This window comes from Rhizobium sp. N324 (genome assembly GCF_001664485.1).
Classification (GTDB): Bacteria; Pseudomonadota; Alphaproteobacteria; order Rhizobiales; family Rhizobiaceae; genus Rhizobium.
Genome location: NZ_CP013630.1, coordinates 953,451 through 976,943, shown reverse-complemented (window position 1 = coordinate 976,943; position 23,493 = coordinate 953,451). Strand labels below are relative to the sequence as shown.

The following is a 23,493-nucleotide window of genomic DNA, read 5'->3' as shown; positions in this document are numbered from 1 at the left end:
GGTATGTGAATAGAAATGCCATTTTTATGTTAAAACCGGCTTAACATTACCTATCCCCGAATTTGGCGGAGGCCGGAACTACGCTTTGGGAAGTATATCGAAAGCCCTTCCCTCCGCCCCGCGAATCCTCGAAAATAGCCCATGGCCATCAGACAGCTTTCCGAAACGCTCATCAACCAGATCGCCGCCGGCGAAGTCATCGAACGGCCGGCGAGCGCCGCCAAGGAACTGATCGAAAACGCGCTCGATGCCGGCGCCACGCGCATCGAGATCGCCACATCGGGCGGCGGCAAGGCGCTGCTGCGGGTCAGCGACAACGGCTCGGGCATGGACGCGGCCGATCTGGAGCTGGCGGTCCGGCGCCACTGCACCTCGAAGCTCTCGGATACGCTCGAGGATATCCGCACGCTCGGCTTCCGCGGCGAGGCGCTGCCCTCGATCGGCTCGGTCGCCAGGCTCAGCATCGCCAGCCGGAGGCGCGACAGCACCGGCGGCCACGAGATCGCCGTCAATGCCGGCAAGATCGCGCATTTGCGCCCGGCCGCCGCCAATCCCGGCACGATCGTCGAAGTGCGCGACCTGTTCTTCGCGACCCCCGCCCGGCTGAAATTCCTGAAGACCGAAAAGGCCGAGGCCGGCGCCATCACCGAGATCGTCAAGCGCATGGCGATCGCCTTTCCCGCCGTGCGCTTCGTGCTGTCGGGCTCGGACCGCACGACGCTGGAATTTCCAGCGACCGGCGACGACCATCTGGCGCGCATGGCGCAGGTGCTCGGCAAGGACTTCCGCGACAACGCCATTGCGCTCGACGCCGTGCGCGAGGAGATTTCGCTCACCGGCTTTACCGGCGTGCCGACCTTCAACCGCGGCAACTCCGCCCACCAATATGCCTTCGTCAATGGCCGGCCGGTGCAGGACAAGCTGATCCTGTCGGCCATCCGCGGCGCCTATGCCGAGACGATTCCCTCCGGGCGCTATCCGGTGGCGGTGCTGTCGATCAGACTCGATCCGGCACTCGTCGACGTCAACGTGCATCCGGCCAAATCCGACGTTCGGTTCCGCGACCCCGGCCTGGTGCGCGGCCTGATCGTCGGCGCCATCCGCGAGGCCCTGGCGCGCGACGGCAGCCGGGCGGCAACGACCGGTGCCAGCGACATGCTGCGCGCCTTCCGTCCCGGATTTCAGTCCTATGCGCAGCGGCCGCAGACGGCATGGTCTGCCGAGACCTCGCCCTCCCGGCCCTACCAGACGGCAAGCGGTCTCGGTGAACGGCCGCAGGCCTCCTTCGACGGGCTGTCGATGCCGACGGCGCGGGCAGAACCGCAGTTTTCGCCGCAGCCGGCAGCAGCCGAACCGGCCTCCGGCGAAACAACTGGGCGCTATCCGCTCGGCGCCGCACGGGCCCAGATCCACGCCAACTATATCGTCGCCCAGACCGAGGACGGGCTTGTCATCGTCGACCAGCATGCCGCCCATGAGCGGCTGGTCTTCGAGGCGATGCGCAAGGCGCTGCATTCCAAGCGGCTCGCCTCGCAGGTGCTGCTCATCCCCGAGATCATCGACATTCCGGAAGAGGATTGCGACCGGCTGATGCAGCATGCGGCCGAGCTTTCGGAGCTTGGCCTGGCGATCGAGCGTTTCGGTCCCGGGGCGATTGCCGTGCGTGAGACGCCGGCGATGCTCGGCGAGGTCGACGCCCATGGCCTGATCCGCCAGCTTGCCGACGAGATTGCCGAATGGGACACGGCGTCGGGCCTGTCGGCCAAGCTCGAATATGTGGCGGCGACCATGGCCTGCCACGGATCGGTGCGCTCCGGCCGGCGGCTGCGGCCGGAGGAAATGAACGCGCTGTTGAGAGAAATGGAAGTCACGCCCGGCTCCGGTCAGTGCAATCACGGCCGGCCGACCTATATCGAATTGAAGCTCAGCGATATCGAGCGGCTTTTCGGCAGAAGCTAAAAAAGCTGGAAAAGCCGCCCTTGCGGGAGTATGGCAGACGGATGATAGGGCTGCAGGGAACGGAGCGCATGAATTTGTTCGAAGGGCATGGAAACCGCGAGGCGAAGATCCGCTATCTCGATGGCGATTTCCAGATTGTCTCGCCCGGCTCCTATGTCATTTGTGCGATGACCGGAAAACAGATCCCGCTCGACGAGCTGCGTTACTGGAGCGTCGCCCGCCAGGAACCCTATGCCGACGTGATCTCGGCGATCGAAGCCGACAAACGCGCCGGCGTATTGCCGAACCAGCGGCGATAAGCGCGTCGCGATCTTTCAGTTTAGCTCCTTGCGCTTTAACTCTTTGTTTTCACGCATGTCGTTGCCGCAAAAGCGCTGCGCGCTTTAGCTTTTCGCCTTCATCTCCCGCAGCCGCCGCTCGCGGCAGGCGACGATCGCCCGGTCGATGATCAGGCTCGGGGCGAGGTGATCCTCGAAGACCATGTCGACCTCGATCACCCGGCACTTTTCGGCGAGCTGTGCCGCCTTGCCGAGATGGCCGGAGAGGCGGACGAAATCCTTGGATGTCGTGACGATCGCGAGACCTTGACGCTCGGCGGTCGTCAGGATGTCGTCGATCTCCTCCTCGGTCAGGTGCTCGTGGTCGCCGAAGGTCTTGGCGACGGCGATCTCGGCGCCGCGCGATTCGACCGTGCGGAAGAATTTGGCGGGATCGGCGATGCCGGCGAAGGCGAGCACCTTCATGCCGGCAAGCGTGTTGTCGCCGCGCACTTTCAGCGATGCGGTGAAATAGGGCTTTGCGGCGCGCGCCGCCATGCGGACGATCCGGTCGGCGGCATTGCCGCCGCCGACCTTCAACAGCGCTGTCGCAGACCGAAGCTGCTGGCGGATCGGGGCGCGCACCGGGCCGCCGGGCACGATGTGGCCGTTGCCGAGGCCGCGGGTCGCGTCAATCACCAGCAGGGCATAGTCGATCGCCAGCCGGGCGCTCTGGAAACCGTCGTCCATGATGATGAGATCGGCGCCCTCCGCCACCAGGCGCTGAGCCCCATCGACGCGCCGGCGGGAAATCACCGTCAGCGCTTCCCGGGCAAGCAGCAGCGGCTCATCGCCGACGGCAACCGCCCGGTGGTGATCGGGATCGACCATCGTGGTCACATCCAGAGAGCCGCCGTAACCGCGGCTGAGAAAGCCGGGTTTCAGCCCTTTCGCCTTGGCGGCGCGCGCAATGGTCAGCGCCGTCGGCGTCTTGCCGGCGCCGCCGACGGTGAAATTGCCGATACAGATGACCGGAATGGCAACGGAGGCGCGGCGCGCATGGGCCATGCGGTGGCCGGCGATGCGGCCGTAGAGAAAGGAAACCGGCAACAGCAGCCAGGCCCGCCAATCGGCTTTCCTCCACCAGAACGGCGGCGCTTCGGATATCATCTTGCCGTCCCGCTCCCCTGCCCGCCATTGTTGCGGCCAGACCCCTGCTTTTCTCGACAGGCCGGATTGAGAAGCCAAAACCGATGAAAATGCAAGTCTTTACCGACCGAAGCATGTCGCGCAAAAGTGTGCGCGGTTTTGCGATCACGACATGCCTAAAACAAAACCTGAAGCGCGACGCGCTTTAGGCCGGCTGCAGATCCGGCAGCAGCGTCTCGATGGCGGTGATATCGTCGAGCACATGATCGGCGGCCGCGGCAAGCGAATCGCGCGAACCGGTGCCGGTCAGCACCGCAATCCTCAGCCCCGTTCCGGCATTCAGGCCCATGTGCAGATCGTGATTGTTATCACCGACCATCGCCACTTCCTCAGGCGAAAGACCGGTCGCGGCGCAGAAGCCGAGCACCATGCCCGGCTCCGGCTTGACGCCGAAACCGCTGTCGTAGCCGGCGATATAATCGACATAGTGGGCGAAACCGAAGCGCTCCGCCGTCTGGCGGATCGAGCGTTCATTGTCGCTGGAAGCGACGCCGAGTTTGAAGCCGCGGTGATGCAGCCGCGCGAAGAAGCCGGCGAGATCGGTCACCGGCACGGAAAATTCGGCGGCGTCGGCAAAGAGGTCGTCGAGGCGGAGTGTCAGTTCGCCGACATCGACCATCGAGCCCGCGGCAACCAGACCCTCGGCAATCTGGCGGGTATTGCCGGCGGCAAGCAGGCTGTCGGGAACGATATGGCCGGTTACCGGATCCATGCCGCAGGCAGACAGCAGCCGGTCGGCGAGAAGTGGGTCCCCTTCGGCGGCAATGCGGGCAAGCTCACGGTTTACCGGTAGCCAGCTCTCGTCATAGTCGAGCAGCGTGCCGTCCTTGTCGAAGAGAATGCCTTTGATAACGGACGCTGCCGCCATGCTCTATCCTCAGACCTGGGCCACGGCCTTGGGCAGCAGCCGCGCCTTCACCGTCAGCGGATTGATATAGGGTTCCAGCCCCTTGACGGTCGCAGTCAACGCCCCGCGCATCTCGTGCACGGCGGTGATGCCGGCGTCGATCATGTTGCGGCGGGCTTCGTCGTTGATCAAAAGGTAATGCACGCCCTTGGCCAGCATTTCGGTGTCGCGCACCATGCGGGCGCTGCCGCTGCGGGCAAGCTTCTGATAGGCCTCGCGGAAATTCTGCACATGGCCGCCGGAGAGAACGGCGCAGCCGAGCATGGCGGGCTCCAGCGGGTTCTGGCCGCCTTCGGCAAAGAGCGAGCGGCCGACGAAGGCGATTTCCGTCAGTCTCAAATAGAGGCCCATTTCGCCGATCGTATCGCCGAGGAAAATATCGACATCTTCCGACAAGACATCGTCGCGGGTGCGGCGGGCGACCTTCAGCCCTAGCTTGACCAGAGCCGCCTCGATCTCGTCGCAGCGCTCCGGGTGACGCGGCACGATGATCGTCAGCTGACGATCGCGCTCCCTCAGGGCCCGATGGACGATGGCGGCGGCATTCTCCTCGCCGTCGAAGGTCGAGATCGCCGCCCAGGTCTTGCGGTCGCCGATCTGCTTCTTGTAGCGGGCAAGGACAGCGCTGTCATAGGGCGGCGCGTCGGTATCGACCTTCAGATTGCCGGAGGTGATGACGGGAACGGCGCCGAGATCGCGGAAACGTTCGGCATCGATATCCGACTGGGCGATGACGAGAGCGAGATTCTCGAACAAGGCTTCGGCGATGGCCGGGCGGCGGCGCCAGCGGGCGAAGGAGCGATCCGACATGCGGGCATTGATCAGGATCTGCGGAATGCGGCGGCGGCCGAGCTCCAGCACCGTTGCCGGCCAGATTTCGGATTCGGCGATGATGGCGCAATCAGGCTGCCAGTAATCGAGGAAGCGGCTGACCGAGGGCTTCAGGTCGAGCGGCACATATTGGTGGATCGCGTCGCTGCCAAGGCGCTCGGCGGCGAGTCTGGCGGAGGTGATGGTGCCGGTGGTCAAAATCACATGGATGTCGCGGCGGCGGATTTCGCGGATCAGCGGGATGACGGCATTGGTCTCGCCCACACTTGCGGCATGGAACCAGACGAGCGGGCCCTGCGGCCGATTGGCGCTCGGATAGCCGAAGCGTTCCAGGCGGCGCGCCCGGTCTTCCTTGCCCTTGGCCGTGCGGTAGGTGATATAGAGGCCGACGACAGGAGAGGCCACGGTTCCCGCCAGACGGTATGCGCTCAGACCGAAGCGCGCCATCCGGGAGCTCATCGCGCCAGTCTCCGATCCAAGATCGACATCAAACCCATTCCCTCATTATCGTTGCGGCCGCAATGACCGATCAATTTGTTCAGAATGCGTCAAACGATCCGGATCGACCGGCGCCCGATGCACGAAAGGCCGCCCGCCGAGCGGTCGATCGGCCGACGGCACCTGCCAGGGTCAGTTGCCCTTGGCCTGCGGATCGAGCAAACGATGCATGTGGACGATGAAGTAGCGCATATGCGCATTGTCGACCGTCTGCTGCGCCTTCGACTTCCAGGCCGACAGCGCCGTGGCATAATCCGGGAAAATGCCGACGATATCGAGACCCTTCAGATCGCGGAACTGGACCTCATCGAGGCTTTCCAGTTCGCCGCCAAAAACGAGATGCAAAAGCTGCTTCTTGTCACCGGAGTCAGTCATTTTTTGTTCTCTTTCTGCTATTCTCCTCCGCCATCCCATCTGCGGGATTTTGACGGAAACGTCAACTGTCTCGTCGTCCCGCAAAGGCCGTGAGGAACTCACCGATGCGGGGCGTCGGCGCTGCGCAGAGGATATTGTGGGTCACGTCGGCACTGTTGTAGACGACCGGCCTGCCTTCGAGATCGACGAGGCGGCCGCCGGCGCAGCTAAGGATCAGATCGGCGGCGGCGAGATCCCAGTCATGCGAATTGCTTTTGACGAAGGTGGCTTCGAGGCGACCGTCCGCCACCATGGCGATGCGATAGGCCAGCGAGGGAATGTGTTTTTGGCGGCTGACCCGGTCGCGAAATTCAACGGGAAAGGTCTTCAACAGGTCCTCGCCGATCGCCAGGCGGCTCGTTTCCTCCGGTCCCGCGGCAGAGACGGTGAAGGGCACGCCGTTCTTCAGCGCGACGCCGCCGTCGACGGCCTCATAGAGTTCCTCGAGCGCCGGGGCATAGAGCACGCCGGCGACCGGCCGGCCGCGATGAACGACCGCGACGCTGACGCACCAGACCTTCTGGCCGCCGAGAAAGGCGCGTGTGCCGTCGATCGGGTCGACGATGAACAGCGTCTCGCGCAGGAGGCGGCCGGCATCATCGTCGGTTTCTTCGGACAGCCAGCCATAATCCGGCCGGGCCTTGCGCAGAATGGTTTCGAGCGTCTTGTTGGCGGCGAAATCGGCGGCACTGACGGGCGAGCGGTCGCCGTTTTTCCACCAGACCTCGGGAGATTGGTTGAAGAAGCCGAACGCGACCGCCCCGGCCTCTTTCGCAGCATCGGCGATCAGCGTGAGATCGCTCTGCCAGCGGGCCTTTTCCCTATCGCTCATCGCATCAATCCGTCCAACTTTCGTGTGAGCATGATGTCGTCCGAAAACCGCACACACTTTTCGGCATCATGCTCTAAAGCGCGTCGCGATCTTTCAGATTGGCTTGCCACGCTTTAGGTCTTTCCTTTTTCCGCATGTCTTTATCGCAAAACCGCTGCACACTTTGCGAGACATGCTCTAGCGCCCTGCCAGCGTCATGCCTTCGATGGCGAAGGTCGGAGCCGCGACGCCGAACTTGCGGTCGATGTCGTTTGCCGGCGTCAGGCGCATGAACATCTCCTTGAGGTTCGAGGCGATCGTTACCTCGGAGACCGAGAATGTCAGTTCGCCGTTCTCGACCCAGAAGCCGGTGGCGCCGCGGCTGTATTCGCCGGTGATCATGTTGACGCCATGGCCGATCAATTCGGTGACATAAAAACCGTTGCCGACGTTGCGGATCAGCTCCTCCGGCGTGATATCGCCGGGTTCCAGCGCAAGGTTGGTGGAGGACGGCGAGACGGCGGTGCCGCCGCGCACGCCGCGGCCGTTGGTCTGAAGACCAAGTTCGCGCCCGGTCGAGGTCGACAGGAACCAGTGTTTGAGGACGCCGTCCTCGATCATCACCAGCCGCTCGCCCGATACACCCTCGCCGTCGAAGGGGCGCGAGGAGGGGCCGCGCACGATCAGCGGATCGTCGGTGATCGACAGGCCCGATTTCAGCACCTGCTGCCCCATCCGGTCGCGCAGGAAACTGGACTTGCGGGCGACGGCGGCGCCGTTGATTGCGCCGGCGATATGGCCGACGAAGCCGCGGGCGACGCGCGGATCGAAGATGACGGTGACGTCCTTGCCGGTCGGCACCTGGCGCGGATTGATGCGCTTGACCACCCGTTCGCCGGCGCGGCGGCCGATTTCAGCGGGATCGTCGAGCTCGGCATAATAGAGCCGGCTGTCGAAATCATAATCCCGCTCCATGCCGGTGCCTTCGCCAGCGATAACGCTGACGGAATGGCCGAAACGCGAGGCCATGTAGCTGCCTTCGAAACCGTGCGAGGTGGCGAGAACCAGGCCGCCCATGCCGGCCGAGGCGCCGGCGCCGGAGGAATTGGTGACACCCTTGACCGCAAGGGCCGCGGCCTCAGCGGCAAGGCCCGCCTCGCGCAGCATCTCGGAGGAGACCTCGGTGGTATCGAGCAATTGCAGGTCGGGATAGGATTTCGCAAGGCTCGCCTCATCCGCGAGGCAGGCGAAGGGGTCTTCCGGCGAGACTTTGGCCATGGCGACGGCACGTTCGGCAAGCGCCTGCAGATCGAAGCCCGGATTGGCCGAAACGCTGGCGACGCGCTTGCCGATGAAGACGCGCAGCGAAAAATCGTCGCTTTCGGAGGATTCCGTGCCCTCGACCTTGCCGAGGCGAACGCTGACCGATTGCGAGCGCGATCGGACGACGACGGCATCGGCTGCATCGGCCCCTGCCTTCCTGGCCAGATCGATCAATTGACTTGCGCGGGAAAGAAGTGTCGAGGAATCGATTTCTGAGGACATGATTTGGCCTTTCCTTCGGCTTCCATTTATTGTGCACTCTCCCAAGCATCAAGGCCGCCGCCGCCGATTCTTTGTCGAGGCTGCCGGCCTGTTCCCCGCCGTCGAAAGAAATCGCCCTGATGTCCGCGCCCAATGCCTTTTTTTCCGAAACGATCCTGCTGCTCGGCGGAGCGGTGGTCGCCGCGCCGATCTTCAAGAAGCTCGGGCTCGGCACGGTGCTCGGCTATCTCGCCGCCGGCATCGTCATCGGCCCGGTTTTCCACGGCATCACCGACGGCGAACAGATCCTTGCCGTCGCCGAACTCGGCGTCGTCTTCCTGCTCTTCATCATCGGGCTGGAACTGAAACCCAGCCGTCTGTGGCAGATGCGGCGCGACATTTTCGGCCTCGGCACGGCGCAGGTGGTGGTGACCGGGCTGGCGCTGACCGCACTCGCCTGGTTTTCTCAAGTGCTCGACTGGCGCGGCAGCATCGTCGCCGGCTTTGGCCTGGCGCTGTCGTCGACCGCCTTCGCGATGCAGATCCTCGAGGGCGACGGCGACGTCAATACGAGATACGGGCAGCGCTCCTTCTCGATGCTGTTGTTCCAGGACCTGGCGATCGTGCCGCTCTTGGCGCTGATCACCGTGCTCGACGGCGGCGGCAAGAGCAGCCATGCGCCGCTTGCCGATTTCGCGGTCGCCGTCGGCGCGGTCGCGGCGATGGTCGTCATGGGGCGTTACCTGCTGACGCCGCTCTTCCAGATCATCGCCCGGACCGGCGCGCGCGAAGCGATGATTGCCGCGGCCCTCTTCGTCGTCATGGGATCGGCAAGCCTGATGCAGCTCGCCGGGCTTTCGATGGCGATGGGCGCTTTTCTCTCCGGGGTGATGCTCGCCGAATCCTCCTACCGACACGAGCTGGAGGCCGATATCGAGCCCTTCCGCGGCGTGCTGCTCGCCATCTTCTTCATCGCCGTCGGCCTGTCGCTGCAGCTCGACGTGCTCGCCGAAAACGCGCTCTTCGTCATCGTCGCCGTACCGATCGTCATGGCCGTCAAGGCGATCATCATCTACGGGCTCTGCCGGGTTTCCGGCTCCCCGCACGACGATGCGATCCGCATTGCCTTCCTGCTGCCGCAGGGCGGCGAATTCGGCTTCGTGCTGTTTACCGCGGCGGCAACCGTCGGGCTGATGGCGGCGAGCACGGCATCGCTGCTGGTGGCGATCGTCACGCTGTCGATGGCGCTGACGCCGATCGGCGCGGCTCTTTCGAAGCGGCTGCTCAGCGGCGATGAGCATGAGGAGTTGGACGAGGACTTCGAAGGTGCGGGCGCCGATGTTCTGATGGTCGGCTTCTCGCGTTTCGGCCAGATCGCCGCCCAGATCCTGCTTGCCGGCGGCCGCAGCGTCACCGTCATCGATTTTTCGGCGGACCGCATTCGCCAGGCCTCCGCCTTCGGATTCCGCATCTATTTCGGCGACGGGGCCCGCAAGGACGTGCTGCGCTCGGCCGGCATCGAGCGGGCAAAGATCGTGCTCGTCTGCACTCAGAAGAAAGAGATCACTGACAAGGTGGTCGAGCTGGTGCAGGCGGACTATCCGCACACAAGGCTCTATGTCCGCTCCTACGACCGCATCCATTCGATCGAGCTGCGCAACAAGGGTGTCGATTACGAACTGCGCGAAACCCTGGAATCCGGCCTGCTGTTCGGGCGGCGGACGCTGGAGGCGCTCGGCGTCTCCGAAGTCGACGCCTATGAGATCGGCGAGGATATCCGCAAGCGCGACGAGGCGCGGCTGGTGCTGCAGGTGTCCGAAGGGCTGCAAGCGGGCCGCGACATGCTGTTTTCCCATCCCGTCCGCCCCGAACCGCTGGTCAAGCCGAAGCGCGCCGCCGATCCCTTCGAGGACGATCCGCTGGCGGGAACGGTGGATGCGACGGTGGAGGCCTGATCGCCGCTGGGCCGGTTTGTTAAATTGACGCATTGAATATGGGCTCGGCGGCGTCTATCAGCAGACGATCGGAGAGAGACAGTTGATCAGACGGGCGAGACAGATCGAGCAATGGGCACTGCGCATCTTGTGCGCGGCCGCGCTGGTTTTTGTCGCATTCGCCCATCAGGCTCCCGTCGCAACCGCTAGCGAGTCCGGTCCGGCTGACCTCGCTCAATATGTGCTGCCCGATGGAACGCTGCCGTCGCTTTGCGTCACCGTCAGCGACACTTCCGATCAAGGCCAGCACGACAAAACCCATTCGCATGGTTGCGAGGCCTGCCGGATCGGCGCCTCGATCCTGCTGCCGGCGCCGGCTGATGTCGCCGGTGCTCCGATACCCTTTGCGGTCGCAGTCGAACGGCCGATCCGGCCCGAAAGCTTCCCTCGCCGGCTTTTCCCGCCCAATAGCGGTCCCCGCGCTCCGCCTTCCGATCCGATCCTCGCCTGAACCTCGTGTTGCGGCAGGCGCCGTGACGCCTTTCAACGCCGGCCGAGCTGCCTCCCGCAGCCGGCCGCGGATACGGATCCATCATCATGTCGACTATCGCTGCCGCCGGACCGGCGGAAGACGCCGCCAGCGGCGTTTCGCTCTACCGCGCCATCTGGCGCTGGCATTTCTTTGCCGGGCTTCTCGTCATACCCTTCATGCTCAATCTGGCCGTGACCGGATCGCTCTATCTCTTCAAGGACGAGATCAACAACAGCTTCTTCGGCTACCGTTATATCGTCCAGCCCTCCGGCCAGGCGCTGCCGGCGGAGCGGATCGTGGAAATCGCCGCTGCCGCGGTGCCGGGCTCGGCGGCGACCTCCTACAAGGAGCCGGCCGGACCTGAGCGATCGGCCATCGTCACCGTCGCCGGCAATGCCGGCGCGACGCTGGTTTTCGTCGACCCTTATGCCGGCAAGGTGCTCGATGTGGTCGGATCGACCGACGAGTTCAACTATGTCGTCAAGCGCATCCACAGCCTGGCCTTTTTCGGCGGCATAGCGAACCGGCTGATTGAGATCACCGGCGGCTTTGCCATGGTGCTCGTCGTCACCGGCATCTATCTCTGGTGGCCGCGCCGCCAGACGGGGGGTGTCGTCAGCGTGCGGGGAACGCCGGGCCGCCGGGTTTTCTGGCGCGACCTGCATGCGGTGACGGGCGCCTTCGCCGGCGTGTTGATCTTCTTCCTGGCGATAACAGGCATGCCGTGGTCGGGCTATTGGGGGGCGAACGCCAATGCCTGGCTGACCGAACACGGCCTCGGCTATCCCGTCCAGCTCTGGGACGACGTGCCGAAGTCGCAGAAGGTCACCGAGGACATCTTGCCGAAGAGCGGCTGGATCGTCGAAAAGGCGCCGGTTCCGCTTTCCGATATCGCCGCAGCACAATCGGCCAAGCCGATCGGTCTCGACAAAGCCGTGGAGATCGCCAGGCGGCTGGGCATGGCGCCGGGCTTCGACGTGGCCATTCCCTCCGACGAGACGGGCGTCTATACCGCCTCGCTCTATCCCGACGATCTCGCCGACGAACGCACCATCCATATCGACCAGTATTCCGGCAAACCGCTGATCGACATCGGCTTCAACCAATATCCGTTCCTCGGCAAGGCGATCGAATGGGGCATCAATGTCCACCAAGGACAGGAATGGGGGCGTTTCAACCAGTTGCTGATGCTTGCAACGTGTCTCGCAATAATTCTGAGCTGCGTGAGTGCCGTCATCATGTGGTGGAAACGGCGCCCGGCCGGCCGGCTCGGCGTGCCGCCCATGCCGCCAAAACGCTCGGTCTATTACGGCCTGTGGCTGATTACCGCCATCTTCGCCGTCGCCTTCCCGATGAGCGGGCTCGCCATTGTCGCCATGATCGCCTTCGACCAGATGGTGGTGCGGTTCGTGCCCGTGTTGAAACGCGTTGTCGCTTGAGGGAGACCAAGAGATGAAGACGATCATTGCCCTTCTCGCCTGCGTGCTTTTCGCATCCATGGCATCTGCGGACGACGATCCGCAACAGGCGATCCCGGCAAGGCTGAAGCTGATGTTCGAAAGGCCCGATAAGCCCTTGGACATCGCCCCGGTCGTCGTCCAGGCCGATTGGGCGATCGCCGGCTGGCGGCAGGCTGGGCGCGGCGGACGCGCCTTGCTGAAAAAGACGCATCATGGCTGGAGCATCTATCTCAGCAGCGGCGACAGCCTGAAGGATGCCGGGACGCTGGAAAAAATCGGGCTGTCGGCAAATGACGCCGCCGGGCTGGCTGCGAGGCTGAAAGAGGCCGAGGCCGGCCTCGATCCCTCCGCGCTGGCGCTGTTTTCGAGCTTCGAGGGCACGGTCATGATGATGAACGAGGCATCGAATGGCGCGGGCGGCGGCCATGAGGGCCATGCCCAATGACACTCTCTTCTAGCGCTTCAGCCGCGCTTCGATTTCCCGGTCGAGGGCGAATTTCAGCTCGTCCTTGACGCCGGCGGACATGGCCAGCACCTCGCGGGCCTTGAGGAAATCCATGACGCCGGTGCGGCCGACGGCCGGGCGCAGGAAGATGTGCGGCTGGCAGAGCTTCAGCTTCAGCGTGATCGCCGTCTGCATCATCAGCTGGCCGGAGCCGAAGATGCTCTCCATGCGGTTCGGAATATGGGTGCCGTCGCCTTCCGGCGCGCCGACGACATCGATGCCGACGACGATGTCGGCAAGATCCATCAGCGGTTCATAGGGCACCGGATTGCTGATGCCGCCGTCGATCATCACCCGGCCGCGCAGGCGCACCGGCATGAAGACGGCGGGAATGGCGGAAGAAGCCGCGAGTGCGGGAAACAGTTCGCCCTCTTCGATGATGACTTCGTTCTGCCCATAATAATCCGTGGTGATGACCTTCATCGGCACCAGCAGATCCTCGAAACGAGCCGGCAGCTCGGCCGGCAGAAAGGCTTTCAGGATTCGCTCCAGATTGAACTGGCCGATGCGGATACCCTTGGCCACCGCATCGCGCACTGTCGCCGGCCTCAGGCCCCAGATGCGGGCGACGACCGCCGTCTTGTTGCCGACGGTCGTCAGCGCATGTTCGCGGATTTCGGCCCCCGACATGCCGGCGGCCATGCCGGCCCCCATGATCGCGCCCATCGACGAACCCGATATCGCCACCGGGCGGATGCCGAGTTCGTCGAGCGTCTCGATGATATGGATGTGGGCAAGTCCGCGCGCGCCGCCGCCGCCGAAGGCGACAGCGACTGTCGGAAGGTCGCTGATCGCAGGCAGTTTGGGGCTGATGATCTCTGCCTGCTGCACGCCCCGCCCCCGCTTATTGCGGCTGATACCGGAAGAAATGCACCCTCGTATCGCCAAAGATGCGGTCTTCGAGGAAAACATAGGAAGGATGCACGGAAACGACAATATCGGCGCGCTCTTCGAGCACCGCGATCGCGCCCGGCCTGATCCAGCCGCCCTGGGCCGCCGCCGCCATCGCCTTTTCACCGAGCCCCTTGCCATAGGGCGGATCGGCAAACAGCACGTCGAAAGCTTCGAGATTGCCGACGCTGCCGAGATCGGTCGCATCGCGGCGCAGGATGCGCGTGCGGCCGTGCAGACCGAGCGCATCGATGTTTTCCCAGAGCAGCGCCCTGCCCTCGACGCTGTTTTCGACGAAGAGCGCATGGCGACAGCCGCGTGACACGGCTTCGAGGCCAACGGCGCCGGTTCCGGCAAAAAGGTCGAGGATCCGGGTGCCGTCAACGCATTCCGGATAGGCATGGCTCAATATATTGAACAGGCTCTCGCGCGTCCGGTCGGCAGTCGGCCGGATCTCGTTGGATTTTGGCACGGCGAGAGGCCGTCCGCGAAACTCACCGCCGACGATCCGCACCGCGCGTCATTCCCTTTCCTTTTGCACCACCTCTGGACGGGCCGCCCGCAGGCCTGTCGCCGCCTGGCCTGTCACCGCCGGGCCTGTCACTGCCTGATTTGCCGCCCTTCGGCTTACCGGAAAAATTCTTCGGCCCGCCCGGCTTGGCGCCAAAGCCCTTGCCGCGCGGCTTATCGCCCGAAGGCCGGCCGCCCGCAGATTTGTCGCCGAAGGATTTTTCGCCACGCGGACGCTCGGAGCGGCCCTCACCGGCAAAACTTCTGGCGGCGCGCGGGCGCTCGTCACCGTCTTCGCGCGGCCTGCGGTCGCCCCGCGGCTTGTCACCGAAGGCCCGGTCGCCACGCGAAGAACGGTCGCCGAAAGGCCGATCGCCGCGCGGACGCTCCGAACGGGCCTCGCCTGCGGAGGCTCTGGCGGCACGCGGCCGTTCGTCGCCATCGCCACGCGGTTTGCGATCCCCGCGCGGCTTGTCGCCGAAGGGCCGGTCGCCACGTGAGGGGCGATCACCGAAAGGCCGGTCGCCGCGCGGACGCTCCGGCCGGCCTTCACCGGCAGGGCTTCTGCTACGCGGACGTTCGTCACCACCTTCACGGGGGCGGCGGTCGCCGCGGGCCGGGCGGTCGCCAAAACCGCGCTCTTCGCGGCCCGGACGATCCCCGAACGGACGCTTGCGGCCGCGGCCTTCGCCCTCATCCTTGCGGTTGGGCTGCTCGCTCGAGCGGATCCATTCGCCGTCCTCCTCGCGCACGCGATTGATCTGCGTGCGCGGGCGATCCTCGATATGGTGGGAACCAGTGCTCTTTACCGGCGCCTGCTCGCCGCGCCGGCGCGCGGTCTGCTCATTCTTGGCGGCTTTCGCGGCAGCTTTTTCACCGAGCGGCCGGGCACCCGGCGCCATCCAGACATTGGCGCTGCGGCGCTGGCCGAGCGGCTGGGGACGTTTCGGCTTGTCGTCGTCGAAGCGGCCGCCATCGCGGCGGTCGTCGTCTTTGCGCCCGCCACCGCGGCGATCGTCGCGCTTGGTGTCGAGGCGGCTCAGCGCCCGTTCGCGCTTGTCCTCGTCGCGGCGCGGACGCTGCTCGCGCTTTTCCGGGGCTGAGGCTTCAGCCTCTTCCTCGGTGGCAACAGCCGGCGCATTGTAGATCGGCGCGTCGAAATTCGCCTTGGCTTCCTCGATCAGGCGCGGGCCGAGCTGGTCGCGAAGCGTGCGGCCGCGTACCTCGATGACATGGCCTTCCGGCAAGTCGCCGAGCTGGAAAGGGCCGTAGGAGATGCGGATCAAGCGATTGACGTCGAGGCCGAGCGCGCCCATCACGTTCTTGATTTCGCGGTTCTTGCCTTCACGAAGACCCATGGTGATCCAGACGTTCGAGCCCTGCGTGCGGTCGAGCGTCGCCTCGATCGAACCATAGAGCACGCCGTCGACGGCGATGCCGTCCTTCAGTTTGTCGAGCGCGTCCTGATCGATGTCGCCATGGGCGCGCACACGATAGCGGCGCAGCCAGCCGGTCGCCGGCAGCTCGAGCGCGCGGGCAAGACCGCCGTCATTGGTGAGCAACAGCAGGCCTTCGGTGTTGATATCGAGACGGCCGATCGACATGACGCGCGGCAGTTCTTCCGGCAGATTGTCGAAGACGGTTGCGCGGCCTTCGGGATCGGCGTTGGTGGTCACCAGCCCGGCCGGCTTGTGATAGAGCCACAGCCTGGTGCGCTCGATGCCGCGGATCGGCACGCCGTCGACCTCGATACGGTCGGCGAGCGTGACGTTGACGACGGGGGTTTCGAGAACCCTGCCGTTCAGCGTCACCCGGCCTTCCATGATCATGCGTTCGATGTCGCGGCGGGAGGCGACGCCGGCGCGCGCCATCACCTTGGAAATGCGTTCGGCCTTGGCCTCGCCTTCGGTTTCGGCCGCGGTCGCAGCCTTCGCCGGCTTTACGCCGCCCGACTTCGCGCCGGCCTTCGGCCCGGCGTCGCGTGAAAAGGGCTTTGCGCCCGGGCGTTTTGGCTTGTCTTTGGGTGTCATTTGTTGTTTGCCTGCCTTTTGGGCCTGTCTATCAGGTCACGCATCTGCGGTTAAGTGGAAATTCGTGCGATCGTGAAGACAAATCGTTTCATGGAGATGGCGCTCGAAGAGGCGCGCGCTGCCGGAGAACGCGGCGAGGTGCCGATCGGCGCCGTCGTCGTCATCGACGATATCGCCGTTTCACGCTCGGGAAACCGCACGCGCGAACTCAATGACGTGACCGCGCATGCCGAAATCGCCGCAATCCGGCTGGCCTGCGACGCGCTCGGACAGGAACGCCTGACCGGCGCAGATCTCTATGTGACGCTCGAGCCCTGCACCATGTGCGCGGCAGCCATCTCGTTTGCGCGCATCCGCAGGCTCTATTACGGCGCCGAGGACCCGAAGGGCGGCGGCGTCGACAATGGCGTGCGGTTTTACGCGCAGCCGACCTGCCACCACGTCCCGGACGTCTATTCCGGCTTCAACGAGGTGCAAGCGGCGGAGATCCTGCGGACGTTCTTTTCGCAGAAGAGAGAAGTGCCGTAAGCTTCAGGCGCGCGCTTTCGCGTTAATGGCTGCCCCTCACCCTAACCCGACCGGGGTCGAGCCACAGGTCTCGACCCGTCCTTCGGACCCCCGCTTGCGGGGCGAGGGGACTTGCCCTGCGAGACGTTGGCGAGGGAGGAAAAGGTTGCGGCATATCCCCTTCTCCCCGCAAGCGGGGAGAAGGTGCCGGCAGGCGGATGAGGGGCTTGCCCTCACCGATCTCCTGAGGCAGCGCCTAAGCGCTGGGACCAGCCGTTATTGCAGGAAGTTCCACCACTGCTTGCCGCTGTTGGCGATCGCCGCGTCCTTCTTGCGCTTTTTCTGCTTCTTCAGCTCGGGCTCGCCGACATCGTCGAGCTTTGCCGGGTCGTCGACGGTGCGGTAACCGGGCGGCGGGTCGGAAATATAGCGGCGCTGATCGACGTAGGAACCCTTCTGCAGGGCGCGGGCTTCGCGATAGGCCTTGGTCTGGGCTTCCGTCGTGCGGCGGCCGCCTTCGATGGCGGAGCTTGCCAGCGGCGAGCGGTAGTTCGGATTGTCGGAGTTGGCGTCGGCCTCGGAAACCAGACGGGCGCGAGTTTCCTCGGGCGATTCAATCCATTGCGGATTGTCCTTGTTGGCGACCGTCGGCTGCGGCGCAACGAGGGTTTCCCTCTGCCCCTCGGCCGGCAGCACCAGCGTCGGGCGCGGCGTGTATTTGACGCCCTTGTTCTTCGGGTCCGGTCCGGTCAGCGACACGGACTGGCCGAGATCGTCGGTCAATTGCTCCATGGCGGTCTTGTCGGTGCCGTAGGTCGGGCTGCTGGCGCAGCTGGACACCAGAGAGCATCCCGCCATGACAACAGACAGGCAGGCGCCCATACGGAACCAATGCGTTGCGAACATGAAAACCCTTCCAGCCACCGGTGCAATCGTTGCCCAACCGGACAACCGTCCCCCTGACGCAAAAATCCGGCCATTTTCAGGCAGCTTTTACCGGATGAACCGCGAAAACGCAATTCACCCGGTAATATTCTTCACTTGAGCAGCGCCAGCTCGCGAAGGGCGGCAGCGTCACGGGCCGAGACCTCGGGATAGTCGGGATCGGAACCGACATCCCGCGTGATGCGCCAGGAGCGGGCGCATTTTTCGCCCTCTGCCAGCTTCGGCACGACGCTGACCTGAGGCACCTCGTCAAGGCGGAAAGCCTCCGCCGGGCCTTCGCCGGCCGCAATCTCGATGGCCGAAGTGATGCAGACTTCAGTGAAGTCCTGGCCTTCGAGTGCCTTGATCAGTTCCGGATCGGCGATGTGGACGACCGGTGCTGCTTCCAGCGAGGAGCCGATACGCTTATCCTTGCGCTCGATTTCCAGGGCGCCGGTGACGACCGACCGGACGGCGCGGATCTTCTTCCACTTCTCGGCCAGGGCATCGTCGCGCCATTCCTTGGCAACCGGGGCGAACTGCTCCAGATGCACGGAAACGGCAGACGGATTGCGCGACAGCCAGGCTTCCTCGGTGGTGAAGGGCAGCATCGGCGCAAGCCAGGTCACCATGCAGTCGAAGATCTGGCGGATGACGTGCAGGCTGGCGCGCCGGCGCAGGCTCGACGGCGCATCGCAATAGAGTGCGTCCTTGCGGACATCGAAATAGAACGCCGAAAGCTCGACATTGGCGAAATCGATGAGCGCACGGGCGATCTTCTTGAAGTCGAAGGCGTCGTAATTCTCGCGCACCAGCTCGTCGAGTTCGGCAAGCCGGTGCAGCATCAGCTGCTCCAGCTCCGGCAGGTCGGCAAAGGCGATCTCCTCGCCCTTGTCGTGGGCGAGCGTGCCGAGCATCCAGCGAATGGTGTTGCGCAGCTTGCGATAGGCGTCGACATTGGTCTGGATGATCGTCTTGCCGACACGCAGGTCGTCGGCATAGTCGGAGGTCATCACCCAGAGACGCAGGATGTCGGCGCCGGCATCCTTCATCACTTCCTGCGGCGCGGTGACATTGCCCTTCGACTTCGACATCTTCTCGCCCTTCTCGTCCATGGTGAAACCATGGGTGAGGACGGCGTTGTAAGGCGCGCGGCCGCGGGTGGCGGCCGATTCCAACAGCGAGGAATGGAACCAGCCGCGATGCTGGTCCGAGCCTTCGAGATAAAGGTCGGCCGGCCACTTCAGGTCCGGGCGGTCTTCGAGCGTGAAGGTATGCGTCGAGCCGGAATCGAACCACACGTCGAGGATATCCATGACCTGCTTCCATCGGGAATGGTCATGGTCGTTGCCGAGGAAGCGCTCCTTGGCGCCATCGGCGAACCAGGCGTCAGCGCCCTCCTGTTCGAAGGCTTCGAGGATGCGGGCGTTGACGGCTTCGTCGACCAGGACCTCACCCTGTTCATCTGCAAAGACCGCGATTGGCACGCCCCATGCTCTTTGACGGGAAAGAACCCAGTCCGGGCGGCCCTCGATCATGGCGCGCAAGCGGTTCTGGCCGGCGGCGGGCACGAAGCGGGTGTCGTCGATCGCGCCGAGCGCGCGCGAACGCAACGTCGTGCCGTCGGCAAGGGTCTTGTCCATATAGACGAACCATTGCGGCGTGTTGCGGAAGATCACCGGCTTCTTCGAGCGCCAGGAGTGCGGATATTGATGCTTCAGCCGGCCGCGGGCAAAGAGCGCGTTGCGCTCGATCAGCGCCTTGATGACGCGGTCGTTGGCATCGCCCTTCTTGCCGTTGTCGTCGATGACGCGGGCGCCCTCGAAGCCGGGGGCGTCCGATGTGTAGAAGCCGCCGTCGTCGACCGGGAACGGGATTTTCGTTTCGATGCCACGGGCCTCGAGCGTGCGGACGGCCGACATCCAGGCATCGAAGTCTTCGCGGCCGTGGCTGGGTGCGGTGTGCACGAAACCGGTGCCGGCATCATCGGTGACGTGATCGCCATCGAGCAACGGCACTGGGAATTCATAGCCGCCGTCCAAACCCTTGAAGGGATGCGCACAGGCCATCGCTGCGAAGTCGGCCGCGGAGACATCGGCCAGACGCTTGTACTGCAGCTTGGACTTGGCGAAGGACTCCTCGGCCAGCTTATCGGCAAAGATCAGCTTTTCGCCGGGACGCGGACCAAAATCGTTCTCGGCAGCCGTTACCTCGTAGAGACCGTAGGAGACACGCGCGGAAAAAGAGACCGCGCGGTTGCCGGGGATCGTCCAGGGCGTCGTCGTCCAGATGACCACGAAGGCATCTTGCAGCGCAGCCGGGCCCTCGACGACGGGGAATTTCACCCAGATCGTGTCGCTCTCGTAGTCCTGATACTCGACCTCGGCCTCGGCCAGCGCCGTGCGCTCGACGACCGACCACATGATCGGCTTGGAGCCGCGATAAAGCTGGCCGCTTGCGGCGATCTTCAAAAGTTCGCCGGCGATGCGCGATTCCGCGTGGAAGTTCATCGTCGTATAGGGATTGTCGAAGTCGCCCTCGATGCCGAGACGCTTGAACTCTTCCGCCTGGGTCTTGATCCAGCCGGTGGCGAATTCACGGCACTCCCGGCGGAATTCGTTGACCGGGACCTCGTCCTTGTTCCTGCCCTTCTCGCGATACTTCTCTTCGATCTTCCATTCGATCGGCAGGCCGTGGCAATCCCAGCCGGGCACGTAATTGGCGTCGTAACCGCGCATCTGGAACGAGCGGTTGATGACGTCCTTGAGGATCTTGTTCAGCGCGTGGCCGATATGGATGTTGCCGTTGGCATAGGGCGGGCCGTCGTGCAGCACGAATTTTTCGCGGCCGGCGGCAGAGGCGCGCAGTTTCTTGTAGAGACCCATCTCCTGCCAGCGCTTGACCAGCTCCGGCTCCTTCTGCGGCAGGCCGGCGCGCATCGGGAAATCGGTTTCGGGCAAATAGAGGGTCTTCGAATAGTCGATCTTTTCGGCTGTGTCGGTCATATCGGGACAATCGTTTCTGGCGGCCCAGGAAGGGGCGCAACGGCGTGAAAAAGCTGGTGACGGAAGCGCTCATATCCAAGCGCCAAAAACCCGGACCTCCCGGCCGCTTAGCGCGCGCGGAAGGCCGGGCCGATAATTCGCATCGTCATCGCCAGCCGAAATTTCGTCATAGGGCCGGTTCATAGGCGTTTTTGCCCGGAAAAGGAAGAGCAGAATTCGTGGGCTCGCAATCGGCGCCGATGGCCGGAATCACTGCCCTCCCGACTGCAGCCAGACTCTCAACTTCAGGAAAAACAAAGCTTCCGGTCGAGTTCGCCCAGCGGCGTCACACCCGATAGCAGCGCCCTTGCCTCCTCCTCGTCGCGCTTGATCTGGGCAACCAGCGGATCGAGGCCGTCGAATTTCAGCTCGGGTCTGATATAGCCGAAGAAGGAGACGGCGCAGCGCTGGCCGTAGAGATCGCCGCTGAAGTCGAAAAGATAGGTTTCGAGCAGCGGCGCGCCGTTTTCCGTCACCGTCGGACGGCGGCCGTAGCTCGCGACGGCGTCGTGCAGCGTGCCGTCCTGGCGGCGGAAGCGGACGGCGTAGATGCCGGCGGCAAGTTCCACCTCCGGCGGCAGGCGCATGTTGGCGGTGGGAAAACCGAGCTGCCGGCCGAGCTTTTCGCCGTCGATCACCTCGGCCTCGACCGTGTAGTGGTAGCCGAGCATGCCGGCGACTTCGCTGACGCTACCTTCTTTCAGCAGCGCGCGGATATGGCTCGAAGAGACGACATCGGCGTTTTCGTCGCGGAAGGCATCGATCAGGGTGACGCCGAAGCCATAGGTCTGGCCGGCATTCATCAGGAAGGCCGGACCACCCTCGCGGCCGCGGCCGAAATGGAAGTCGAAGCCGGTGACGACCTCGGAGGCGCCGAGCCAATCCTTGAGGATCGAATGGATGAAATCATCAGCCGAGCGCTGCGAGAACTCGTAGTCGAACGGATATTCGATGACGGCGCTGAAACCGAGCGTTTCCAGGATGCGGGCCTTCAGCGGCGCCGGCGTCAGACGGAAGACCGGCGCCTCAGGCCGGAAGACCGTGCGCGGATGCGGCTCGAAGGTCAGCACCAGAGCGGGAATGCCGCGCGCCCTGGAGATTTCCAGCGCGCGGCTGAGCACAGACTGGTGGCCCCGGTGCACGCCGTCGAAATTGCCGATGGCGATGACGCCGCCCTTAAGGTGGGCGGGCAAGGGTTCCCGGGTTTCATTGCGGTGGAAGACGGTCATCGGCTGGCTTCTCTTTATGCGAGGCGTGTCTTCATGCAAGGCGGGGCATCCACCACTTCGGCGCGGCTTTTTCCCGATCGAGATAGGCGTTGAGGATCGCCTCGTCGGTCTCGCCGTTCAAGGTGTATTCCTTGGCGTGGATACCGCCGCTGATGTAGAGAAGGTCGAGGCCGTAATTCAAGGCGCCGCGCACATCTGTCGGCATGCCGTCGCCGATTGCCAGCACGCGCTCGACCGGGAAATCGCCGCGAAGCTCGCGGGCCGCGGCCAGCGTCGCCTCATAGATCGGCCGGTGCGGTTTGCCGGCGATGCGGGTGCTGCCGCCCAGCTGCTCGTAATAGGCGGCCATGGCGCCGGCGCAGGGAATGATGCGGTGGCCGCGCTCGACGACAAGGTCGGGATTGGCACAGATCATCGGCACCTGGCGGGCTTTGAATTCCAGAAGCATGTCGGTGTAATCTTCCGGCTTCTCGGTCTCATCGTCGAAAAAGCCGGTGCAGACGAGCGATTGCGCTTCCTCAGCCGGCCGGCGCTCGACGCCGATGCCTTCGAGAAGCGCCTTGTCGCGCTCGGGGCCGAGCAGAAACACCGTCTTCGGCCCTTCGGCGATCAGCCGGCGGGTGACGTCGCCCGAGGTGACGATCCGGTCATAAGCGCCGTCGGGAACGCCGATCTGGCGCAGTTGCTCGACCACCTGCCAGGAAAGGCGCGGCGAATTGGTGATGAGGACGACGGCGACGCCGCTCTCGCGGGCAGTCTGAAGGGCAGCGGCGGCCTTCGGAAACGGATCGACGCCGTTGTGAACGACGCCCCAGACATCGCAGAGCACCACGTCATAATGACCTGTTATCTCCGAGAAGTTTTCTATCCGCCTGGCCATTCCGATTTCCCGATTTGCTTCAGTCACCGGTGACATTGCAAAGGCGCAAGGCGATGGCAAGGCATTTTCTTCGCGGCCGGCCCAGCGCGCCGGGTTTCGGCGGCAATCTCCGCAATTCTCCGGCCTCTTCACAATTCCGGCACAAAAATTCGTGATGGCTCTCATTGACTCCTCTTGGAGCCATCCCTAAATGCTCGTCGCTAGCACTCACCGCAAGGGAGTGCTAACATCTATCCATGTGGGCCGCTCCGGTCCGCGAATGTCATTCGATCGAGGGATTAGACAATGGCAAGCACCAACTTCCGCCCCCTTCACGACCGCGTCGTTGTTCGCCGCGTTGAGTCCGAAGCCAAGACCAAGGGTGGCATCATCATTCCCGATACCGCCAAGGAAAAGCCGCAGGAAGGCGAAATCGTCGCCGTCGGTTCCGGCGCTCGTGACGAGTCCGGCAAGGTCGTCGCACTCGACGTCAAGGCTGGCGACCGCATCCTGTTCGGCAAGTGGTCCGGCACCGAAGTCAAGATCGACGGCGAAGACCTTCTGATCATGAAGGAAGCCGACATTATGGGCATCATCGGCTGATCAGCCGCTGGCCTTTCCGACGTAGCCGACGGGTCCCAGAACCCGGACACTCGAA

Annotated in this window: 21 protein-coding genes; 8 read left to right on the top strand and 13 right to left on the bottom strand. The window is 64.1% G+C overall.

All coding sequences use genetic code 11. The annotated features are described in order from the left end of the window. The first annotated feature begins 141 nt into the window (after nt 1-141). Entirely contained in the window at nt 142-1,959 is a 1,818-nt protein-coding gene (gene mutL, locus AMK05_RS04650) for a DNA mismatch repair endonuclease MutL (RefSeq protein WP_064836961.1), read from the top strand. A 68-nt stretch (nt 1,960-2,027) separates the two neighbouring features. After that, nucleotides 2,028-2,258, top strand: a complete 231-nt coding sequence (locus AMK05_RS04645) for a DUF2093 domain-containing protein (RefSeq protein WP_064841270.1) — start codon at nt 2,028-2,030, stop codon at nt 2,256-2,258. Nucleotides 2,259-2,342: 84 nt separating this feature from the next. Here AMK05_RS04645 and lpxK read toward each other — a convergent pair whose 3' ends face one another. The 6 genes from lpxK to AMK05_RS04615 form a co-directional block, all read right to left on the bottom strand. After that, on the bottom strand, nt 2,343-3,386 hold the full coding sequence (lpxK, locus tag AMK05_RS04640) for a tetraacyldisaccharide 4'-kinase (RefSeq protein WP_064836959.1): 1,044 nt from the start codon (nt 3,384-3,386) through the stop codon (nt 2,343-2,345). A 184-nt stretch (nt 3,387-3,570) separates the two neighbouring features. Further along, entirely contained in the window at nt 3,571-4,293 is a 723-nt protein-coding gene (locus AMK05_RS04635) for an HAD family hydrolase (RefSeq protein ID WP_064836957.1), read from the bottom strand. Nucleotides 4,294-4,302: 9 nt separating this feature from the next. After that, nucleotides 4,303-5,622 carry a lipid IV(A) 3-deoxy-D-manno-octulosonic acid transferase gene (waaA, locus tag AMK05_RS04630; RefSeq protein ID WP_064836955.1) on the bottom strand — a complete coding sequence of 440 codons (1,320 nt, stop codon included), beginning with the start codon at nt 5,620-5,622 and terminating at the stop codon, nt 4,303-4,305. A 171-nt stretch (nt 5,623-5,793) separates the two neighbouring features. After that, entirely contained in the window at nt 5,794-6,036 is a 243-nt protein-coding gene (locus tag AMK05_RS04625; protein WP_049735948.1) for a DUF4170 domain-containing protein, read from the bottom strand. Nucleotides 6,037-6,097: 61 nt separating this feature from the next. Beyond that, nucleotides 6,098-6,907, bottom strand: coding sequence for a 3'(2'),5'-bisphosphate nucleotidase CysQ (locus tag AMK05_RS04620; protein ID WP_064836953.1), 810 nt, complete (start codon nt 6,905-6,907; stop codon nt 6,098-6,100). A 177-nt stretch (nt 6,908-7,084) separates the two neighbouring features. Beyond that, nucleotides 7,085-8,431 (bottom strand): TldD/PmbA family protein, encoded by a 1,347-nt coding sequence (locus AMK05_RS04615; RefSeq protein ID WP_064836951.1) that lies wholly within the window; start codon nt 8,429-8,431, stop codon nt 7,085-7,087. A 119-nt stretch (nt 8,432-8,550) separates the two neighbouring features. Here AMK05_RS04615 and AMK05_RS04610 point away from each other — a divergent pair, with 119 nt between their 5' ends. The 4 genes from AMK05_RS04610 (at nt 8,551) to AMK05_RS04595 (ending at nt 12,781) form a co-directional block, all read left to right on the top strand. Continuing rightward, nucleotides 8,551-10,365 (top strand): monovalent cation:proton antiporter-2 (CPA2) family protein, encoded by a 1,815-nt coding sequence (locus tag AMK05_RS04610; RefSeq protein ID WP_064841269.1) that lies wholly within the window; start codon nt 8,551-8,553, stop codon nt 10,363-10,365. Between the two features lie 82 nt (nt 10,366-10,447). Beyond that, nucleotides 10,448-10,855, top strand: a complete 408-nt coding sequence (locus tag AMK05_RS04605; protein ID WP_064836949.1) for a DUF2946 family protein — start codon at nt 10,448-10,450, stop codon at nt 10,853-10,855. An 86-nt stretch (nt 10,856-10,941) separates the two neighbouring features. After that, nucleotides 10,942-12,315, top strand: coding sequence for a PepSY-associated TM helix domain-containing protein (locus tag AMK05_RS04600; protein ID WP_064836947.1), 1,374 nt, complete (start codon nt 10,942-10,944; stop codon nt 12,313-12,315). 13 nt (nt 12,316-12,328) lie between these two features. Beyond that, the gene (locus AMK05_RS04595; protein WP_064836945.1) at nt 12,329-12,781 is read left to right on the top strand and encodes a copper uptake system-associated protein; all 453 of its coding nucleotides are present in this window, start codon (nt 12,329-12,331) and stop codon (nt 12,779-12,781) included. 9 nt (nt 12,782-12,790) lie between these two features. Here the strand turns inward: AMK05_RS04595 and AMK05_RS04590 are convergent, their stop codons facing one another. The 3 genes from AMK05_RS04590 to AMK05_RS04580 are packed head-to-tail and all read right to left on the bottom strand — an operon-like array spanning nt 12,791 to nt 16,272. Further along, the gene (locus AMK05_RS04590; protein WP_064836943.1) at nt 12,791-13,672 is read right to left on the bottom strand and encodes a patatin-like phospholipase family protein; all 882 of its coding nucleotides are present in this window, start codon (nt 13,670-13,672) and stop codon (nt 12,791-12,793) included. A 13-nt stretch (nt 13,673-13,685) separates the two neighbouring features. Beyond that, nucleotides 13,686-14,246, bottom strand: coding sequence for a 16S rRNA (guanine(966)-N(2))-methyltransferase RsmD (gene rsmD / locus AMK05_RS04585; protein WP_064836941.1), 561 nt, complete (start codon nt 14,244-14,246; stop codon nt 13,686-13,688). Continuing rightward, entirely contained in the window at nt 14,227-16,272 is a 2,046-nt protein-coding gene (locus tag AMK05_RS04580; protein WP_064836939.1) for a pseudouridine synthase, read from the bottom strand. Before AMK05_RS04580 ends, rsmD begins: the two co-directional genes overlap by 20 nt. A 90-nt stretch (nt 16,273-16,362) precedes the next feature. Between AMK05_RS04580 and AMK05_RS04575 the strand changes: the two genes are divergently transcribed. Continuing rightward, nucleotides 16,363-16,800, top strand: coding sequence for a nucleoside deaminase (locus AMK05_RS04575; protein ID WP_064836937.1), 438 nt, complete (start codon nt 16,363-16,365; stop codon nt 16,798-16,800). A gap of 255 nt (nt 16,801-17,055) precedes the next feature. On the opposite strand, the gene AMK05_RS04570 is transcribed toward AMK05_RS04575, so the two are convergent. The 4 genes from AMK05_RS04570 to AMK05_RS04555 form a co-directional block, all read right to left on the bottom strand. After that, the gene (locus AMK05_RS04570; RefSeq protein ID WP_064836935.1) at nt 17,056-17,685 is read right to left on the bottom strand and encodes a hypothetical protein; all 630 of its coding nucleotides are present in this window, start codon (nt 17,683-17,685) and stop codon (nt 17,056-17,058) included. A 131-nt stretch (nt 17,686-17,816) separates the two neighbouring features. Next, on the bottom strand, nt 17,817-20,708 hold the full coding sequence (gene ileS / locus AMK05_RS04565; protein ID WP_064836933.1) for an isoleucine--tRNA ligase: 2,892 nt from the start codon (nt 20,706-20,708) through the stop codon (nt 17,817-17,819). Nucleotides 20,709-20,992: 284 nt separating this feature from the next. After that, nucleotides 20,993-21,976, bottom strand: a complete 984-nt coding sequence (locus AMK05_RS04560) for a bifunctional riboflavin kinase/FAD synthetase (RefSeq protein WP_064836931.1) — start codon at nt 21,974-21,976, stop codon at nt 20,993-20,995. Nucleotides 21,977-22,007: 31 nt separating this feature from the next. Continuing rightward, entirely contained in the window at nt 22,008-22,856 is an 849-nt protein-coding gene (locus tag AMK05_RS04555; protein WP_064836930.1) for a TIGR01459 family HAD-type hydrolase, read from the bottom strand. Between the two features lie 285 nt (nt 22,857-23,141). Between AMK05_RS04555 and groES the strand changes: the two genes are divergently transcribed. Continuing rightward, nucleotides 23,142-23,438 (top strand): co-chaperone GroES, encoded by a 297-nt coding sequence (groES, locus tag AMK05_RS04550; RefSeq protein WP_003545797.1) that lies wholly within the window; start codon nt 23,142-23,144, stop codon nt 23,436-23,438. Nucleotides 23,439-23,493 lie beyond the last annotated feature (55 nt).

What these genes read in the sequence shown, in the direction of transcription:
- AMK05_RS04620 (WP_064836953.1), bottom strand. Translation starts at nt 6,907, where the DNA reads ATGAGCGATAGGGAAAAGGCCCGCTGGCAGAGCGATCTCACGCTGATC.
- AMK05_RS04610 (WP_064841269.1), top strand. Translation starts at nt 8,551, where the DNA reads ATGTCCGCGCCCAATGCCTTTTTTTCCGAAACGATCCTGCTGCTCGGC.
- AMK05_RS04635 (WP_064836957.1), bottom strand. Translation starts at nt 4,293, where the DNA reads ATGGCGGCAGCGTCCGTTATCAAAGGCATTCTCTTCGACAAGGACGGC.
- AMK05_RS04555 (WP_064836930.1), bottom strand. Translation starts at nt 22,856, where the DNA reads ATGGCCAGGCGGATAGAAAACTTCTCGGAGATAACAGGTCATTATGAC.
- AMK05_RS04645 (WP_064841270.1), top strand. Translation starts at nt 2,028, where the DNA reads ATGAATTTGTTCGAAGGGCATGGAAACCGCGAGGCGAAGATCCGCTAT.
- AMK05_RS04625 (WP_049735948.1), bottom strand. Translation starts at nt 6,036, where the DNA reads ATGACTGACTCCGGTGACAAGAAGCAGCTTTTGCATCTCGTTTTTGGC.
- mutL (WP_064836961.1), top strand. Translation starts at nt 142, where the DNA reads ATGGCCATCAGACAGCTTTCCGAAACGCTCATCAACCAGATCGCCGCC.
- AMK05_RS04575 (WP_064836937.1), top strand. Translation starts at nt 16,363, where the DNA reads ATGGAGATGGCGCTCGAAGAGGCGCGCGCTGCCGGAGAACGCGGCGAG.
- waaA (WP_064836955.1), bottom strand. Translation starts at nt 5,622, where the DNA reads ATGAGCTCCCGGATGGCGCGCTTCGGTCTGAGCGCATACCGTCTGGCG.
- AMK05_RS04580 (WP_064836939.1), bottom strand. Translation starts at nt 16,272, where the DNA reads ATGACACCCAAAGACAAGCCAAAACGCCCGGGCGCAAAGCCCTTTTCA.
- AMK05_RS04615 (WP_064836951.1), bottom strand. Translation starts at nt 8,431, where the DNA reads ATGTCCTCAGAAATCGATTCCTCGACACTTCTTTCCCGCGCAAGTCAA.
- AMK05_RS04600 (WP_064836947.1), top strand. Translation starts at nt 10,942, where the DNA reads ATGTCGACTATCGCTGCCGCCGGACCGGCGGAAGACGCCGCCAGCGGC.
- lpxK (WP_064836959.1), bottom strand. Translation starts at nt 3,386, where the DNA reads ATGATATCCGAAGCGCCGCCGTTCTGGTGGAGGAAAGCCGATTGGCGG.
- ileS (WP_064836933.1), bottom strand. Translation starts at nt 20,708, where the DNA reads ATGACCGACACAGCCGAAAAGATCGACTATTCGAAGACCCTCTATTTG.
- groES (WP_003545797.1), top strand. Translation starts at nt 23,142, where the DNA reads ATGGCAAGCACCAACTTCCGCCCCCTTCACGACCGCGTCGTTGTTCGC.
- AMK05_RS04570 (WP_064836935.1), bottom strand. Translation starts at nt 17,685, where the DNA reads ATGTTCGCAACGCATTGGTTCCGTATGGGCGCCTGCCTGTCTGTTGTC.
- AMK05_RS04595 (WP_064836945.1), top strand. Translation starts at nt 12,329, where the DNA reads ATGAAGACGATCATTGCCCTTCTCGCCTGCGTGCTTTTCGCATCCATG.
- AMK05_RS04560 (WP_064836931.1), bottom strand. Translation starts at nt 21,976, where the DNA reads ATGACCGTCTTCCACCGCAATGAAACCCGGGAACCCTTGCCCGCCCAC.